19 protein-coding genes are annotated in these 16228 nt (G+C 63.2%); 7 read left to right on the top strand and 12 right to left on the bottom strand.

The annotated features are described in order from the left end of the window. Positions 1-83: 83 nt before the first annotated feature. The 5 genes from NKJ09_RS18370 to NKJ09_RS18390 all read right to left on the bottom strand — a co-directional run bounded on the left by NKJ09_RS18370 (position 84) and on the right by NKJ09_RS18390 (position 3886). Entirely contained in the window at positions 84-1238 is a 1155-nt protein-coding gene (locus NKJ09_RS18370; protein WP_051409674.1) for a branched-chain amino acid ABC transporter substrate-binding protein, read from the bottom strand. A gap of 151 nt (positions 1239-1389) precedes the next feature. Beyond that, entirely contained in the window at positions 1390-1854 is a 465-nt protein-coding gene (locus NKJ09_RS18375; RefSeq protein WP_023719365.1) for a hypothetical protein, read from the bottom strand. Beyond that, positions 1855-2238 carry a DUF6152 family protein gene (locus NKJ09_RS18380; RefSeq protein ID WP_023719366.1) on the bottom strand — a complete coding sequence of 128 codons (384 nt, stop codon included), beginning with the start codon at positions 2236-2238 and terminating at the stop codon, positions 1855-1857. It lies immediately after the preceding gene. Between the two features lie 345 nt (positions 2239-2583). Beyond that, a complete protein-coding gene (locus NKJ09_RS18385) occupies positions 2584-3072 on the bottom strand; it encodes a GNAT family N-acetyltransferase (protein WP_023719367.1) in 489 nt (162 codons plus the stop codon). Further along, a complete protein-coding gene (locus NKJ09_RS18390) occupies positions 3065-3886 on the bottom strand; it encodes a transglycosylase SLT domain-containing protein (protein ID WP_352516008.1) in 822 nt (273 codons plus the stop codon). The genes NKJ09_RS18385 and NKJ09_RS18390 overlap by 8 nt, the downstream gene beginning before the upstream one ends. Positions 3887-4048: 162 nt before the next feature. On the opposite strand from NKJ09_RS18390, the gene NKJ09_RS18395 reads away from it, so the two are divergent. Continuing rightward, positions 4049-4621 carry a methylated-DNA--[protein]-cysteine S-methyltransferase gene (locus NKJ09_RS18395; RefSeq protein ID WP_352494926.1) on the top strand — a complete coding sequence of 191 codons (573 nt, stop codon included), beginning with the start codon at positions 4049-4051 and terminating at the stop codon, positions 4619-4621. A 49-nt stretch (positions 4622-4670) separates the two neighbouring features. Here the strand turns inward: NKJ09_RS18395 and NKJ09_RS18400 are convergent, their stop codons facing one another. Then, positions 4671-4997, bottom strand: coding sequence for a hypothetical protein (locus tag NKJ09_RS18400; protein WP_352763239.1), 327 nt, complete (start codon positions 4995-4997; stop codon positions 4671-4673). Between the two features lie 300 nt (positions 4998-5297). On the opposite strand from NKJ09_RS18400, the gene NKJ09_RS18405 reads away from it, so the two are divergent. The 3 genes from NKJ09_RS18405 to NKJ09_RS18415 all read left to right on the top strand — a co-directional run bounded on the left by NKJ09_RS18405 (position 5298) and on the right by NKJ09_RS18415 (position 6239). Beyond that, entirely contained in the window at positions 5298-5510 is a 213-nt protein-coding gene (locus tag NKJ09_RS18405) for a cold-shock protein (protein ID WP_023678332.1), read from the top strand. A gap of 277 nt (positions 5511-5787) precedes the next feature. Beyond that, the gene (locus NKJ09_RS18410) at positions 5788-5988 is read left to right on the top strand and encodes a hypothetical protein (protein ID WP_352495012.1); all 201 of its coding nucleotides are present in this window, start codon (positions 5788-5790) and stop codon (positions 5986-5988) included. Next, positions 5985-6239, top strand: a complete 255-nt coding sequence (locus NKJ09_RS18415) for a ParE family toxin-like protein (protein WP_352494925.1) — start codon at positions 5985-5987, stop codon at positions 6237-6239. Before NKJ09_RS18410 ends, NKJ09_RS18415 begins: the two co-directional genes overlap by 4 nt. A gap of 86 nt (positions 6240-6325) precedes the next feature. Here NKJ09_RS18415 and NKJ09_RS18420 read toward each other — a convergent pair whose 3' ends face one another. The 3 genes from NKJ09_RS18420 to NKJ09_RS18430 all read right to left on the bottom strand — a co-directional run bounded on the left by NKJ09_RS18420 (position 6326) and on the right by NKJ09_RS18430 (position 8803). Next, positions 6326-6934: a glutathione S-transferase family protein gene (locus NKJ09_RS18420; protein ID WP_352494924.1), complete on the bottom strand. Its 609-nt coding sequence runs from the start codon at positions 6932-6934 to the stop codon at positions 6326-6328. A gap of 124 nt (positions 6935-7058) precedes the next feature. Continuing rightward, positions 7059-7913, bottom strand: coding sequence for an EAL domain-containing protein (locus NKJ09_RS18425; protein WP_352494923.1), 855 nt, complete (start codon positions 7911-7913; stop codon positions 7059-7061). Next, positions 7910-8803, bottom strand: coding sequence for an EAL domain-containing protein (locus tag NKJ09_RS18430; protein ID WP_023719375.1), 894 nt, complete (start codon positions 8801-8803; stop codon positions 7910-7912). The genes NKJ09_RS18425 and NKJ09_RS18430 overlap by 4 nt, the downstream gene beginning before the upstream one ends. 215 nt (positions 8804-9018) lie before the next feature. Here NKJ09_RS18430 and NKJ09_RS18435 point away from each other — a divergent pair, with 215 nt between their 5' ends. Further along, positions 9019-10221 (top strand): pyridoxal phosphate-dependent aminotransferase, encoded by a 1203-nt coding sequence (locus NKJ09_RS18435; protein WP_023719377.1) that lies wholly within the window; start codon positions 9019-9021, stop codon positions 10219-10221. A gap of 6 nt (positions 10222-10227) precedes the next feature. Here NKJ09_RS18435 and NKJ09_RS18440 read toward each other — a convergent pair whose 3' ends face one another. After that, positions 10228-10623 carry a (R)-mandelonitrile lyase gene (locus NKJ09_RS18440; RefSeq protein WP_023719378.1) on the bottom strand — a complete coding sequence of 132 codons (396 nt, stop codon included), beginning with the start codon at positions 10621-10623 and terminating at the stop codon, positions 10228-10230. A gap of 44 nt (positions 10624-10667) precedes the next feature. Continuing rightward, on the bottom strand, positions 10668-11261 hold the full coding sequence (locus NKJ09_RS18445; protein ID WP_245278596.1) for a methyltransferase family protein: 594 nt from the start codon (positions 11259-11261) through the stop codon (positions 10668-10670). A gap of 144 nt (positions 11262-11405) precedes the next feature. Between NKJ09_RS18445 and NKJ09_RS18450 the strand changes: the two genes are divergently transcribed. Together NKJ09_RS18450 and NKJ09_RS18455 are read left to right on the top strand one after the other, a co-directional pair. Then, on the top strand, positions 11406-12272 hold the full coding sequence (locus tag NKJ09_RS18450; protein WP_352763244.1) for an alpha/beta fold hydrolase: 867 nt from the start codon (positions 11406-11408) through the stop codon (positions 12270-12272). Between the two features lie 159 nt (positions 12273-12431). Further along, positions 12432-14483 (top strand): elongation factor G, encoded by a 2052-nt coding sequence (locus NKJ09_RS18455; protein WP_352494921.1) that lies wholly within the window; start codon positions 12432-12434, stop codon positions 14481-14483. A gap of 760 nt (positions 14484-15243) precedes the next feature. On the opposite strand, the gene NKJ09_RS18460 is transcribed toward NKJ09_RS18455, so the two are convergent. After that, positions 15244-16140, bottom strand: a complete 897-nt coding sequence (locus NKJ09_RS18460) for a LysR family transcriptional regulator (RefSeq protein WP_023719100.1) — start codon at positions 16138-16140, stop codon at positions 15244-15246. Positions 16141-16228: the final 88 nt, after the last annotated feature.

The following is a 16228-nucleotide window of genomic DNA, read 5'->3' on the forward strand; positions in this document are numbered from 1 at the left end:
GGCCGGCAGGCCAGAGGGGGGCGCTGTCCCGCCGGCGCTTGTGAACCTGCCACTATCCGCTCAGCGCTGATACCGACAAACGATTAATCCGCCGCATCCAGCATGAAACGGCGGTCGGCTTGCTTCCTCCAAACATACATCCTCACGTCACGCTCACGCCGATCGCCTTTTGCATCGAAGGTCAGATCGCCAACCACGGTAGGGATCGGCTGGCCTGATCTTATGGAAGCGGCAACAGCCCTTGGTGCCTGGACTCCAGCCATTTTGATACCATTGGCGATCACTTGAACAGCCGCGTAAGTCTTCAACGTATAGGCTTCCGGCTCGAAACCTTGCGATCGAAAGCGCCTGACGACGTCCTGTGCGGCTGGGTTATCACGGTCCTCGAATGAAAACATGATCAGGGTGCCTTCAACTGCCGGCCCCGCTATTGCCGACAGATCTTTGACCATAGCCCCGTCCCCGGAAATGAACTGGACTTTCAATCCGGCCTCGCTGGTTTCCCGAATAAGCCGCCCGAAATCATCGGCGAGCCCCGCGAAAAAGACCGCTCCGATCTTTGCGGCCTCGATCTTGGCGACGAGTCTGGAGAAGTTGGCTTGTCCAGGCTCAATCCTACTGAACAGCTTTTCGGGTCGGCGCTTGGCCAACAATGCCTTTCTCGCTTTTGCGGCTAAGCCATCGCCATAGGGTGTGCCGTCGCTCACAATCGCCAGATTTCTTGCGGAAAAGTGTCCTGCCATATACTCGCCAGCAAATGTGCCCTGCACATCGTCTCGTCCCGCCGTACGGATGGTGTTCCATAGCTTGGCGTCGGTGAGTGCAGGATTCGTCGATGCCGGACTCACCATCAACGTGTTGTTCTTCGCGTAGATGATCGACGCCGGGATTGAAGCGCCGGAATTGTAGTGGCCAATGACGAAGCGAACACCGCCTTTTGCCAGCTTCCTAGCGACGGAAATTGCCGCGTCCGGCCTGCCCTCGTCATCAAGAAATGTGAGTGTTATCTTCCGCCCACCGATGCCGCCCTCACCGTTGATATCGTCCGCTGCCAGTTGGGCACCACGCCGCATCTCCTCGCCATAGACGGCCCAATCTCCGGTCATCGGCCCGACCACCGCCATAGGGATGTCGGATGATTCCGCGACGGCAAGGCGGGGTGCAATTGTCGCCAGCAAGGCAAACACCGCCAATCCAAGCAAGCGCAAAAGGACAAATCTCTTCGGCAATTTGCTCAATGACTCACCCTCCGTATCCCCGGGCGAGATCTGAGGAGGAATTCACTTGAAACACAAGCAGAAATTGCCGCTTTTCTCTAGGCACCATATGATCCCAGCGCGTAAATAAAAACAGCTCAGCCGCCTGCTTGTCCCACCCCGATCAGTTGGACTAGCCGAGAAAACCAATAAACCGCCCCGCAAACAGCACGGACGTCCACAACACCAGCGAAAGCGCCGCCAGGACGATGGCGACCCCACCAGCCGGCTCGTCACCGCCTTTTGCGCGGCGCATGAAGACGAGGAAATTGGCGCCGGCGAGGAGGATGAGTGTCATCTTGGCGAGGAAGATCGGCATCGCCGCATATTCGCTCGCCCTGACTGAAAACAGCAGCGAGCCCGTGACCAGCGCACCGCCGAACGCGCCCAATGCGGTGCGGCGCAGCAGCGCCACGAACGCCGGCTGCGGCAGTGAGCGGAAGGCGCCCAGGATCCTGAGGTCCATCAGCCAGACGCTGGTCAGCAGCGCGCCGATCGACATGATGTGCAGCGCGTTGACAATGGGGTAGGCGACGAAGGAGGCCTTCAGTCCCCGCACAAGCGCGAGTTGCTCGATGCCGGCGAAAAACCCGTCCATTCAGGCCGGCGGCACGCGGTCGGGATAGACATCATAGGTCTTGCCGCCGACGATGATGCGGACTGCCTTCATGCGCTTTTCGCTCTCGTCGCGCGAGCGGTGGCCGATCGCGGTCACCTCGTCGCCGACCTTGGCAACACCTTCCGTGAAGCCGGCGGCAATGGTGCGGGAGGGCGGAGCCATCTCCACCCGCCAGACCGCTCCCTCGGCGTCGACATCCAGCGTGGCGTGCGGATTGCCGATATAGATGGCCGTGATCCGGCCCTTGAGTTCGAAAAACCCGTCCTGCGTCCACGACCAGCCATGATGGGCATAGGCTGCGGTGGCGGCGGCCAAGATCACCGCCGCGGCCAGCGCGACGCTCCGATTGAAAGGTGACTGCATCGCTCGTCTCCTCGGTTCCGGCATTAGAGGGTAGGTCAGCGCGCGGCAGCGTCAAATCACATGAGGGCCTTTTGGGGCGCTGCGCTCCACAGCCATGGTAACGGCATGGATCCTAGGGTCTGCGCTCCGCTTCGCGTTCGCTCCGCCCTAGGATGACGAAGCGAGGGGAGGTTTCCAGCCAATCTCCAACGTCCGCGATTGGCCTTATGCACTGTACCTTCGTCATCCTAGGGCGGAGCAGGAGCGAAGCGACGTCGCGGAGACCCTAGGATCCATGCCGTTACCTTCGAGCGTCGGAGCCTCTGCTGAACATCGCCGCACTTACCGAGGCGCTTGCCCCGAACCTCACCCCGCCCAATCCACCTCGACCATTCCCAGCCGCTGATAGAGCCTGACGGCGGCGGCGTTCTCGACCGTGTTGGTCTTGAGGTCGACATGCACCGCGCCCCTTGCCTGAAACACCGCAAAGGCGTGCCGCATCAGCGCCTCGGCGATGCCCTTGCCGCGCGCCTCGGGATGGACGGCAAGGTCCTTGACGAAAGCCCGCGTCCAGCAGAGTGCCGCGCCCGCCAGCCGGCCCTTGCGGTCGATGACCAGGAAACACAAAGCGGGATCGAATTCGGCGTCGCCCGAAATGCGCGGCCACCATTCGTCGAACGGCCCGTCGGCGCCGTCGTCGAACACCGCGGTCAACAGCGCATGCAGAGCAAGCGCATCGGCGGCTTCGAAGCCGCGCATGAAAAAACCTTCTGGCCAGCGCGGCGCCAGAAGCGTGTCGTCGAGGACCTTGCGCAGTCTTATTTCGTTTGGCGCCGGCGGACGCGGCTCAGGCATCGGGCTGCATGCGGCGGCGCAGGCGGTCGCTGCCGAGGCCGGTTTCGCTCAGCATCCCCCTGCGTTTGGCGTCGTAATAATAGCCGCTCTGGTAGAGCCGGTCGGCGCGCTTGGGGTTGCCGCCTGAGACCAGCCAGGCGCCGCGCAGATATTTCACCGCATATTTCAGATTGGTCTCGGCGTCGAACAGGCCGCTCGCCGGCCCGTCATAGCCCATGCCGCGCGCCGTCGCGTGCTTGATCTGCATCAGCCCCCAATGGCCGCGATTGTAGGCTTTCGGGTTGAAGGTGCTCTCGCGGTTGACGACGCTGCGCACCAGATCGACCGGCACCTGGTAAAGCGCGGAATATTTCTCGATCAGCCGCTCGATCTCGCTGCGGCCGCCGGCGTTCGACTGGCCCTCTGCCAGGTCGGTCGCGGCCAGAGCGGCCGGGTTCTGCGGCACGGTGTAGGAAACCGGCTGAACGCCGGGCATGGCGGCGGTCTGTTCGGTGACCGGCATGGCGACAGCGGCCGTTGCGATGGCTGGCTGGGCATTGGCCGTCATGACGGCGGGCGCAGAAGCCGCCAGCGGCGTCGCCCCGGCAAAGGCGGCGGCCGGCTCGACCGGCAGCGCTGCCGTCTGGGCGAGGCCGGACGGTTCCGGCAGGACCGAAACCGTGTCGGGCAGCGCCAGCGTGAAGCCGGCATCGGTGTTGGCAGAGTTTTCCGTGAAGGCGGGCGCCGAGGTCACCGGCGAAGTCGAGGTGCAACCGCTGAGAGCGGCCACGGCCAACACCGCCGCAAGGACGGGAAAGAGGAATTTTGCTGGCAAGCGGCGCTCGGGTCCGGTTCGTCGGGTGTTAAGAAGTCCTTACACCAGCATCTTTCCCCCGGCAATCCGCGGTAGACGGTGGTTTTCGGGTGGCGAGCCGGGCCGGGAAATGCGATATTGTTCTGGATTTGTACTTCGAAGGATTCCGGAAAGGAGCACGCCATGGACGCCTCTCATGCCACCGCCGGCCACGCGGTATTCGAAACCGTGCTCGGCTTCATGGGCATCGCCTGGAGCGATGCCGGGCTGACCCGGCTCTGCCTGCCGCAGCGCAGTCGCGACGCGGTGGAGCGCCGGTTGCTGCGCCATGCCTCAGACATCGACCAGGCAGCCAAGCCCGAGCCGCAATGGGTTACGGAGCTGATCGCCTCGATCAAGGCCTATGCCGCCGGCGAGGATATCGATTTCTCCGGCGTGCCGGTCGATCTCAGCGGCGTCGACGAGTTCCGCCTGGCGATTTATGACGCGGCACGAAAGCTCGCCTTCGGCGAAACCACCACCTATGGCGAACTGGCCAAACGCGCCGGCCATGCCGGGCTGGCGCGTGAGACGGGCGCCGCACTCGGCGCCAACCCGGTGCCGCTGGTCATCCCTTGCCATCGCATCCTTGCCGCCGGCGGCAAGATCGGCGGATTTTCCGCGCCCGGCGGCTCGGCCACCAAGGAAAAGATGCTGGCAATGGAAGGCGTACGCGTCGGCCCGCCGCCGCCGTCACAAGTGTCGTTCGGGTTCTAGGTGTGCTGATATTCAGGTGACGCCCGCACCCCTGGGACGTCAACCGCCCCTAATCCGGAAGCAGGCGCCGGCGGAAACGCCGGTCGATCTCCACCCGCTTGCATTTGTAGACGGTGCAGGAATTCGTGTCGGCACTCGGCACCGAGGCCCGCGCCCTGACCTCGCCGATGTCGCAGAATTGCTGGCTCCGCACATAGCAGTCGTAGAGCGCCAGCCCCGGCACGCGCGCCGATCTGTAACGCAGGATGACGGCGCCCTCGCGCGCGATCGTCGCCTGCACCTTGCCGCAGCTCATGCGCGTCGGGTCGTAGCGCGAGACCGCCTGCGCCTCGGCGGCCACCAGCGTCAGGCAAGCGGCAAGCAGAACGATTTTCATGGCCCTCTCCCCCAAAACCCGGTCGCGCCCGAAGCCGGCGCGGTCCTCCCGCGTCAGGCGCGCAACGACGACGCTCTCACGCGATTGGGGCGGCCGTTGGGCAGCGTTGCCGCCGCGCCATTTTCCGCCCCGTCTTGTTTTTCGCGCGAAAGCATATTATATGCGGTCCATTGATATTTCGGCCGATCGATCCGGGCCTCGCGATATTCGCGTTTGCTGACGTTCTATCTCCAAAATCTCGATACAAACCGGCTGGGTTTCGGTCCAGTCAAACTAAAGCAAACGTAAAGGACTATCGAAATGGCAACAGGTACGGTCAAGTGGTTTAATTCCACCAAGGGTTTCGGCTTCATCCAGCCTGACAGCGGCGGCGCGGACGTTTTCGTTCACATCTCCGCAGTCGAGCGCGCTGGACTGTCGACCCTGGTCGAAGGCCAGAAGATCAACTTCGAGATCGAGCAGGACCGCCGCACTGGCAAGTCGTCCGCTGGATCTCTGAGCAAGGCAGCCTGATTTTGCGAATGGTGCGCGCCGGGCGATAGCCCGGGGCGCGCGGCAAGTCACGGATGTACTGGCGGTCGCGCGAGAAGCGCGCCGGAGCGAAAGACCCCGACAAGTCGAAGCAGCAGATTGCTGCCGGCCCGGCCAAAACGCTCCCGATCAGGCTACCAAGCATGGGAAGGCGGGATTTTGTCCCGCCTTTTTGCTGTCTGGATTCCGATGAACCACCGCCTTGGTCCTGTGGGACCACTTTGTGGTGTTTTTACCCCGGTCATGGTACCATCAACCCATGAGCAAGCTTGAACAGATTGAGAAATCCGTCGCCGAACTAAGCCCCGAAGAGCTCAAGGCGTTCGCCGCATGGTTCGAGGCGCTGCAGGCCGACATGTGGGACCAGCAGTTTGAAGGCGATGCCAAGGCCGGCAGGCTGGACAGGCTTGCCGAGCAGGCCTTGGCTGATCATCGCGCCGGCCGGACTCGGCCTCTGTGAAGCATTTTGCCGCTCCCTCGTTTTGGGAGGCTTACGCAAAACTGCCCTCGTTGATCAAAGCAAAGGCGAACAGACGTTTCGCCAAACTGAATTCTGGGCCGTTCCACCCGTCGTTGCTTTTCAAACAGGTCGGGCGCTGTTGGTCGGCGCGGGTTGATGTCAATTACCGCGCCGTAGCTGTTCGCGACCACGATGACGTGGTCTGGTTCTGGATAGGCACCCATTCCGAATATGATCGCCTGCTGAAATAGCCGCGCGACCATTCACGCCACGGGCCGAAGCCACAAGCGCGACGTCCGGAGCGAGCCGCGAAGCGGCGACAAGCGTGAGCACAGAACTAAGGCAACCACTCCAGCGGCACATGCCCCGGGTCGGCCTCGACCCGTTGCAGCCAGGCGGCGACCGCCGGATAGGCGTCGAGCTGAAAGCCGCCCGTCTCGGCCGTATGCGTATAGGCATAGAGCGCAATGTCGGCGACGCTGAGCGCACTGCCGGCGAAGAAGCTGCTCCCGGCCAGGTGCTTATCCATGACGCCGAGCGCCTTGTTGCCGCGCTCCAGCGTCAGCGCCAGCCGCTCGGGCGTCGCGTCCTTGGCTCTTTCAGGGAAGGTCAGCAGCGCTCTGCGCACGGCGATATAAGGCTCGTGGCTGTATTGCTCGAAGAACAGCCACTGATAGGCCAGCGCGCGTTCGTATCTGTCCGCCGGCAGGAACCGCGTGCCTTCGGCGAGGTAGAGCAGGATGGCATTGGATTCGGCCAGCCGGCGGCCGTCGTCGAGTTCGAGCAGCGGCACCATGGCGTTCGGGTTTTTCGCGACATAGTCGGGCTTGCGCGTGTCGCCGGCATGCGAGCTGACCTCGACATTGGTGAAAGCGATGCCGAGCTTGGCCATCAACAGGCGCGGCTTGTAGCAATTGCCGCTGTCGATCATTCCATAGAGTATCATCGGTGCTCCCCCTTGCTCGCAACCACCCGTCTCAGGGCTTGATCCAGCCTCCAGCCTCTATCGCGGCAGCGGCGGCTTCATCCAGTGATTTGTTTTGGCGTAACCATCAGCGCCGCTGATGCATTCATCCGAACAAAGGGATGACGTTGCTATCCCTGCCAAGCAGTCTGTCGCTCGACAGCGGCTCCTCATCGAACATCGTACCGGCCAGCGCCGGCCGGGCAAGATAAAAGCCCTGCAGCAGGTCGACGCCGCCATCCAGCGCGACGCGCAGATGCGTGGCGTTCTCGATGCCTTCGACCAGCACCTTGGCGCCACGGTCGTGCAGCGTCGAAACCAACGGCCGGAAAAACCGCTCGGCGGCGGCATGGCGGCAGAATTCGGCGAACCAGGTGCCGTCGATCTTGACGATGTCGGGCTGCACCAGCGCGACCCTTTCTTCCGTCGAATGCCCGGTGCCGAAATCGTCGATGGCGATACGGACGCCGTCGCGCCGCATCTCGCGCGCCAGGCTGACAAGCACCTTGTCGCCGGCAGCCTGCTCGGTGATCTCGCAGACCAGCATGCCGGGATGCAGGCCGAAATCCGCCAGATGCCTGGTCATCAGCCTGATTTCGGCCAGCGCCCGTGCGGGGTCATCGTTGATCAGCGGATTGTAGTTGAAGAACAGGTCGAGCCCGTCGACGCCGATGTTGCGGAAGTTGCGCAAATGCAGCACCCGACATATGGTTTCGACAAATAGCCGATCCGCTGCCGGCACGCCTTCGAAGAACATTTGCGGCGCCACCGGCCTGCCTGCACGATGCGGCTCGATCAGTCCCTCGACCGCGACGGCGGCGAGAAATCTGCCGCGCGGCGCGAAGACCGGCTGGTAGGCGCTCCTCAGCCGGAATGCGCCGTAGACGCCATATTCGATGCCGACCTCGTCGGCAAAGATCGCTTCGCCGACCTTGCGCCGCATATCGGCTTGCCCGGTCACGATGCCACCCTGCGGCCAAAGGGCCGCATCGGCCGTCGCGATGGCGGAACCGCCGCAGGCACCTTCTCCGCATCGGCCGACACCGCGGCCGCCTGCCCGCTCGTGTCGAAGACGCGGAAGCTGGTCGGCGCGAGCTCAGGGCGTGCCAGCACGTAGCCCTGCACCATCGAGGCGCCCGACTTTTCGGCAAGCTCGAGCTGCCAGCCCGTCTCGATGCCCTCGAACACCGTACGGATGCCTTGCTCTTCGAAGCTGGTCACCATGGCGGTCAGCAAGGCGAAGCCGGCACCGGATTCCATCAGCGTCATGATCCAGTCGGCATCGAACTTGACGATGTCCGGCCTGAGTTCCTTGATGCGATTGATGTCGGATTCGTCGGCGCCGTAATCGTCGACGGCAATGCGCAAACCGTTGCCCCTGAGCGCCTCGACGAAATTGTAGAGCGTTTCCTGCGACGCCGATTTCTGCTCGGTGACCTCGCAGACGACGCGGCGCGGATCGATGTCGGCCTCGTGCAGCACCAGCCGCATGTCGCGCAGCGCCTTGTCGGCGATGCCGCGATCGGTGAACACCGACGGATCGAAATTGATGAAGATGGAGGCGTCTCGCGGCAGGCAGGCGCCGGCGTTCAGAAGGTGCAGCGTCCGTGTCAGCGCCTCGATATGCAGGCGGTCGACCGCCGGACAGCTGTTGAAGAAACTCATCGGCTGCTGCGGCTCGCCGTCGCGGAACGGCCGGATCAGCCCTTCGAAGGCGACGACGGAAAGCTTGCCCTTGTTGAAGGCGAAGATCGGCTGGAAAGCGCTTTGCAGCGTATAGAGCCCCCAGACACCGCTGGCGGTGCCGTCATCATGGCGGATGATATGGGCAAGCTCGATGCTGCGCGTCACGGTTCCTCGCTGTACGAGACTGGCAGACCGGCCACGGTCCTGCCGTTCAAGCTTTTACCGATCGTTGATGAATTTATTGTTGCCAGCATTGCGCGTTGGCTCATTCGACAATGCCTGCGCTGGGCTTGCGCCGGGGCTTGCGCTTGACCAGATGATGCGACATGAGAGGCGCCGCGGCGCCTTCGCCGCGCCGGTGCTTTCTGGAGATATCTCTCATGGCCTTTCTTGCCGACGCCCTTTCCCGCGTAAAGCCTTCCGCGACCATCGCGGTGACGCAGAAAGCGCGCGAGCTGAAAAACGCCGGCCGGGACGTGATCGGGCTGGGCGCCGGCGAACCGGACTTCGACACCCCCGACAACATCAAGAACGCCGCAATCGAGGCGATCCGCCGCGGCGAGACGAAATATCCGCCGGTCTCCGGCATCGTGCCGCTGCGCGAAGCAATCGCGAAAAAGTTCAAGCGTGAGAACAATCTCGACTACCGGACGGAGCAGACCATCGTCGGCACCGGCGGCAAGCAGATCCTGTTCAACGCCTTCATGGCGACACTGAACCCCGGCGACGAGGTGATCATCCCGCGGCCCTATTGGGTGAGCTATCCCGAAATGGTAGCGATCTGCGGCGGCACCTCGGCCTTTGTCGAGACCTCGATCGACAACGGCTTCAAGCTGACGGCGGCCGTGCTGGAGAAGGCGATCACGCCGCGCACCAAATGGCTGTTGATGAACTCGCCGTCCAACCCCTCGGGCGCCGCCTATACCGAAGCGGAGCTCAAGAGCCTGGCCGACGTGCTGTTGAAGCACCCGCATGTCTGGGTGCTGACCGACGACATGTACGAGCATCTGACCTATGGCGACTTCGTCTTCAAGACGATCGCCGAGGTCGAGCCTAAGCTTTATGAGCGCACGCTGACCATGAACGGCGTGTCGAAGGCCTATGCCATGACCGGCTGGCGCATCGGCTATGCGGCAGGCCCGGTGCCGCTGATCAAGGCGATGGACATGATCCAGGGCCAGCAGACCTCCGGCGCCTGCACCATCGCCCAATGGGCGGCGGTCGAAGCGCTGAACGGCCCGCAGGATTTCATCCCGAAGAACAAGGCGATCTTCCAGGGCCGGCGCGATCTCGTCGTCTCGATGCTCAACCAGGCGCGCGGCATCACCTGCCCGTCGCCGGAGGGTGCTTTCTACGTCTATCCCTCCTGTGCCCAGCTGATCGGCAAGAAGACCAAGAGCGGCAAGGTGATCGACAGCGACGAAACCTTCTGCTCGGAACTGCTCGAGGCCGAGGGCGTGGCGGTTGTTTTCGGCTCGGCCTTTGGCCTCGGCCCGAACTTCCGCATCTCCTACGCCACATCGGAGACACTGCTCGAAGAGGCCTGCACGCGCATCCAGCGCTTTACTGCCTCGCTGGCCTGAGACGTTTCAGCCGCCATACTGCTCGTCGCTGACCTTCTCCAGCCAGTCGACATGCAAGCCGTCGAGCGCCTCCTGCATGGCGATGTGGGTCATCGCCGATTTGGCCGCGGCGCCGTGCCAGTGCTTTTCGCCGGCCGCAAAGGAGACGACGTCGCCGGCCCTGATCTCCTGGATCGGCCCGCCCCAGCTTTGCGCGAGGCCGGCACCGGACGTGACATAGAGCGTCTGGCCGAGCGGATGCGTGTGCCAGTGGGTGCGGGCGCCGGGCTCGAAGCTGACCAGCGTGGCCCTGAGCCGCGCCGGCGCCTCTTTCTCGATGATCGGCGTCTGCAAAACCCGGCCGGTGAAATATGTCTCCGGCGCAACGATCGTCGGCACGCTGCCGCAGGCAATGATCTTCATCGTCGCAATCCTCGATTTGATTCCTCGGTGTGCGGACTTAGACCCTACCACTTTCGTCCGATGCCGGCTGCATGTCCTGCCCGGCTACGGGCAAGGCGAGGCCAGAACAGGCCGGTGCGCGTGCGGTAGGCGTTGTAGGCATCGGCCAGCCTTGTCCGCGAAAATTTTCGCTCTTCGTCCAAGGCCGCGATCACATAGATCGTAACGATGCCGGCGACCGGCACCACCGCCCACACCGACCAGGTCGCGATGCCCCATCCGATCCAGAAGATGATGTAGGACGTGTAGAACGGATGGCGGACATGGAGATAAGGGCCTTCGGTCACCAGGCTGTCGGGATTGTCCGGATCGAACGCGAAACGCAGCCGCGCCTTGCGCGAGACCGAGATCGCCCACCAGAAAAGCGCCGAGCTTGCCAGTTCGATGGCGAGCCCGACGATCTTCGCTGCAACCGGCTGCCGCTCGATCCACAGCAGTGCAAGAAAGAACAGCGCCGTGCCGACGACGACGGCCGAAATGATCATGGCGCCTTGAGACATGCTCGATGACTGGAAATGCGCGCGCATCGACCAGGCATATTGGCCGAGCGTGGCGATGCTGCTGATCGAGAGGAGAAGGTCGAGTGTGGATTCCATCATCAGGGTCCCGGGGTTAGCTGTGGTGGATTCGCTGCATCATACCCGGCGCAAGCCGAGAAATCATTTCTTAACCACCGTTCTAAACAACATGGTGATCTCGGCATGCGATGTTGACCTCGAGACAATCCGAAGGTCCAACCAGATATGGCCGTTTCCCACCGCACGATCCGCACGCCGCAAGCGGATTTGCGCCTCAGCCAGTCGTCGGGACGCGGCATCCCGCTTGTCCTGATCCACGGCTCGGGCAGTTCGCGCGCCGTATTCGCCCGCCAGTTCGACAGCCCGTTGGCCGCTGCCCATCGATTGATTGCTTTCGACCTGCCCGGCCATGGCGAATCGTCTGACGCCCGCGATCCGGCGACGGACTACACCATCGCCGGCCTTGCCCAGTCGGCGGCTCAGCTCCTCGATGCCTTGGGGATCGGCCGCGCCGTCGTCTTCGGCTGGTCGCTTGGCGGGCACGTGGCAATCGAGCTCGCGAGTTTCCACCGCGCCGTCGGCGGGCTGATGCTAACCGGCGCGCCGCCGGTATCCAAGGGCCCTTTCGGCATGCTGCGCGGCTTCCATGCGCATTGGGACATGCTGCTGGCGTCCAAAAAGACGTATTCCGAACGCGATGCCGAGCGCTTCGAAACGCTCTGCTTCGGCGACACCGCCGACCCGTCCTTCCGCAAAACCATCCTGCGCACCGACGGCCGGCTGCGCGCCGCGGTGACGCGCGGCATGCTCACAGGCAAGGGCGCCGACCAGCGACAGGTGGTCGAGCAAGCCGCATTTCCGGTCGCCATAGTCAATGGCGAGAACGACCCCTTCGTCCGGCTCGGCTATTTTGAGACGCTGGCCTACGGCTCGCTGTGGGAGCATTGCCACATCATCCCCGGCGCCGGGCATGCGCCTTTCTGGGAGCGTGCGGACCTGTTCAATCCGTTGCTCGCGCGCTTTGCCGAGACGGCGGCAGTGCAGCGCGTGGACGCAATCCCGCTGGCGTCGCGGCGCACCGGCACCGGCTGAACGTCAACTTCCAATCCCTTCAACTTCAAATCCCTTGCCCTCCCGGCCTGCCCGTGGGACGATGCCCTTTGGGTAGGTGGCAAATTGAAAAAAGCCTCGCCCGCGACGGCCGACAGGCCGGCCGCCGCTCACAGGGAAACGCCTGAGTGGAGGTCAGCCATGGGTACTCGCGCCGGAGGACGACGCACGGGACCGAAATGCATTGCCATAGTCGGTCCCTTCGCAAGCGGTAAGACGACACTTCTCGAAGCCATACTCGCCCGTACAGGCGCCATTCCCCGCCAGAATCCCGTTTCGTCGGGAAATACCGTTTCCGATCATTCGCCCGAGGCGCGTGCCCATGCGATGAGCGTCGAGGCGACCTTCGCTACCACCGAATTCATGGGCGAGCCGTTCACCTTCGTCGATTGTCCCGGTTCCATCGAATTCTCCTTCGAAGCCGAGCCGGTGCTGGCCGCCTGCGACGTCGCCGTGGTCGTCGCCGAAGCCGACGAGAAGAAGATCCCTGCCCTGCAGCTGATCATGCGCAAGCTCGATGATCTCGGCGTGCCGCGCATCCTTTTCCTGAACAAGGTCGACAAGGCGATAGCAGGCGTGCGCGACACGCTGAAGATGCTGCAGCCTGCAAGCTCGGTGCCTCTGCTGCTGCGCCAGATCCCGCTGCGCAAGGACGGTGTCGTCATCGGCTCGATCGACCTCGCCCTGGAGCGAGCCTACATCTATCGCGAATATGCCGAGAGCGAGGTCGCGCAGATCCCGAGCGACGACAAGGCGCGCGAGCTCGAGGCGCGTTTTTCCATGCTGGAGACGCTCGCCGACCATGACGACCGGCTGATGGAGCAATTGCTGGACGAGATCGAACCGCCAAAGGATGCGATCTTCGACGATCTTGCCGCCGACCTGCGCGACGGCATAGTGACGCCGGTGCTGATCGGCACCGCCGAGAAGGGCAATGGCGTGCTGCGCCTGTTGAAGACAATCCGTCACGACGCACCCGACATCGAGGCGACGCGCCGGCGTCTCGGCGCGCCCGATGGCAATGCCACCGTGGTCCAGGTGATGAAGACCGTCCACACCCCGCATGGCGGCAAGCTGTCGGTGTCGCGCATCCTGTCCGGCCAGGTCGCCGACGCCGCCGAGCTGTTCCTTTCCAATGGCGAAACGGCAAAGGTCTCCGGCATCTACAAGATGCTCGGCAAGGACCAGTTCAAGCTGACTTCGGCCAAGGCCGGCGACACGGTCGCGCTCGGCAAGCTCGACGCCGTCAGGACGGGCCAGACGCTGAGCTCGACCAAGGGCGGCATCAAGCCGCTGGTCACGCTGGCGCCGCCCCAACCGGTCTTCGCCTTCGCTCTGCGGCCGAAAGAGCGCAAGGACGAGGTCAAGATGTCGGCGGCCATCCAGCGCCTGGCCGAGGAAGATCCCTCGCTCAACCTGCATCACAACCAGGATTCGGCCGAAACCGTGCTGTCTGGCCATGGCGAGATGCATCTGCGCGTCGTGCGCGAGCGGCTGGAAGGCAAGAACCAGATCCCGGTCGAAGGCCATGTGCCGGCCGTGCCCTACCGCGAGACGATCCGCAAAGCGACGCAGCAGCGCGGCCGCCACAAGAAGCAATCGGGTGGCCACGGCCAGTTCGGTGACGTGGTGATCGAGATCAAACCGCTGCCGCGCGGGTCAGGCTTCCAGTTCACCGATACGATCACCGGCGGCGTCGTGCCGAAGACCTACATCCAGTCGGTCGAGACCGGCGTGCGCGATTACCTGAAATCCGGGCCGCTCGGCTTCCCGGTCGTCGATGTTGCCGTCAACCTTTCCGACGGCTCCTACCATGCCGTCGATTCCTCCGATATGGCCTTCCAGATGGCGGCGAAGCTGGCGATGAAGGAAGGTATGGCCGCGTGCTCGCCGGTGCTGCTCGAACCGGTGATGAAGGTCGAGATCGTCACGCCGTCGGATGCGACGTCGAAGATCATCGCGCTGATCCCGCAGCGGCGCGGCCAGATCCTCGGCTACGACGCGCGGCCTGATTGGCCGGGATGGGACGTTGTCGAGGCGACCATGCCGCAGGCCGAGATCGGCGACCTCATCATCGAGCTGCGCTCTGCCACTGCGGGTGTCGCCAGCTACCGGGCCGTCTTCGACCACATGGCCGAACTCACTGGCCGGCTGGCCGACGAAGCGCTGAACGCCAACGGCAAGGCCGCCTGAAACAACAGCTTGCGGCCAGAACACAAGGAAACGGCGCCCGGATCATCCGGGCGCCGTTTCGTTGCGGACCGTCTTCGTGGGAGGCGAAACGGCAGGTCCGCCGCATGCTTGCCGCCGGTGCCTGGCGGCGGAGGAAGGTTCGGACGCGGTAGCCGCCTGAGCCCGGGTCGTCCGAGTGATGCCCCCATCCCCCGGACGAGCCACACCGCGTCCTATGCTCTGCTTAATCGATTTGGCGCGCCCGCGGCATGTTACCCGAGGTTACATGTCACTGTTACGCGCCAGTTCCGGCCGATTTTCTGGCGATGTGTTGGTTTCGGGCAACAAAAAAGCCGGATCAATGAAGACCCGGCTGAGTTTGATTGGAAGTGCCTGTTAAGGCTAACCTCCAGAGGGGAACACTCGAGAGCGCTAATGGGAGGAGAACGCGCTCAGGAGATGATCTATATATGTGCTCTTCATGCCCAAGAAACAAGCATCTATTTTGCAACACACACATGCAAAAAGGCGCCGGCTGTGGTCCAATCCGGCCCGAAGCGCAATAGGACCAGTTGAATCGCTGAAATGCAGCCTGCGGCAAGGCAAAAATCGATCTGCAGCCGCGAATCGGCAGCGATTCTTGCTCGGAAAGTCGAAAAACGCAGGATGACGTGGAATCGTGCAGCACGCGTTTGTTTTTTCGGCAGCCAGACCTTGCTGGGTGCATGTCGCCCAAAAGCCCGCCATCGGCGTCGCAACCTAGGCTGACTATCGACGCACTCTAAAACGACCAGCTGCGCGCCTTGGCGATGATGAAATCGCGGAAGACATGCAGCTTCGCCTGGTTCTTCATCGCGTCGGGATAGGCGAAATAGGTGTCGAAGGACGGCACCTCGGTCTCGGGCAGCAACTGCACCAGCCCGGAATCCTTGCTGACCACGTAATCCGGCAGCATGGCGATGCCGGCGCCGCCCTGCACCGCCCGTTTGATCGACAGGATGTCATTGATCTGCAGCGTCGGCACCCTTTGCCCGCCTTCGAAATCGCCGACCGTTTCCAGCCAGTTCAGTTCCGACAAATGCGCCGGCACCGGCACGCCGAAGGTGACGATGCGATGGGCCTTCAGCTCGGCGATCGAATTCGGCTTGCCGTATTTGTTCACATAGGAGGGCGCCGCGTAGAGATGGAAATGCACGGTGAACAGGCGGCGCTGGATGAGGTCGGGCTGCTGCGGCTGGCGCAGCCGGATGGCGCAATCGGCCTGGCGCATTGTGAGGTCGAGCTCCTCATTGGCGAGGATAAGCTGCAGGCTGACCTCAGGATAGAGCTCGATGAATTCCTGCACGCGCTCGGTCAGCCAGCCGGCGCCGAGGCCGACCGTGGTCGTCACCCTGAGCACGCCGGAGGGCCGGTCCTTAGTCTCGGTCAGCCGCGACTTGATGGTTTCGAGCTTCATCAGCACGTCGTGCGCCGTGCGGAACAGCATCTCGCCCTGTTCGGTCAGCACCAGGCCGCGGGCGTGGCGATTGAACAGCGGCACGCCGACGTCATGCTCGAGCGCGCTGACCTGCCGCGAGATCGCCGATTGCGACAAATGCAGTGTTTCCGCGGCATGGGTGAACGACCCCGCTTCTGCTGCGGCGTGAAACACGCGTAGCTTGTCCCAATCCAACGCCATGATTTCCCCTCGTCCTGTTTTCTGGCGTCCGCCTGTTTTGGCGTCTGAATGAAAAATCAGGCTTTTGCGCGGCTTTTCTCAGCCGCTT

Source organism: Mesorhizobium sp. M0189, assembly GCF_040322135.1.
Taxonomy (GTDB): Bacteria; Pseudomonadota; Alphaproteobacteria; order Rhizobiales; family Rhizobiaceae; genus Mesorhizobium.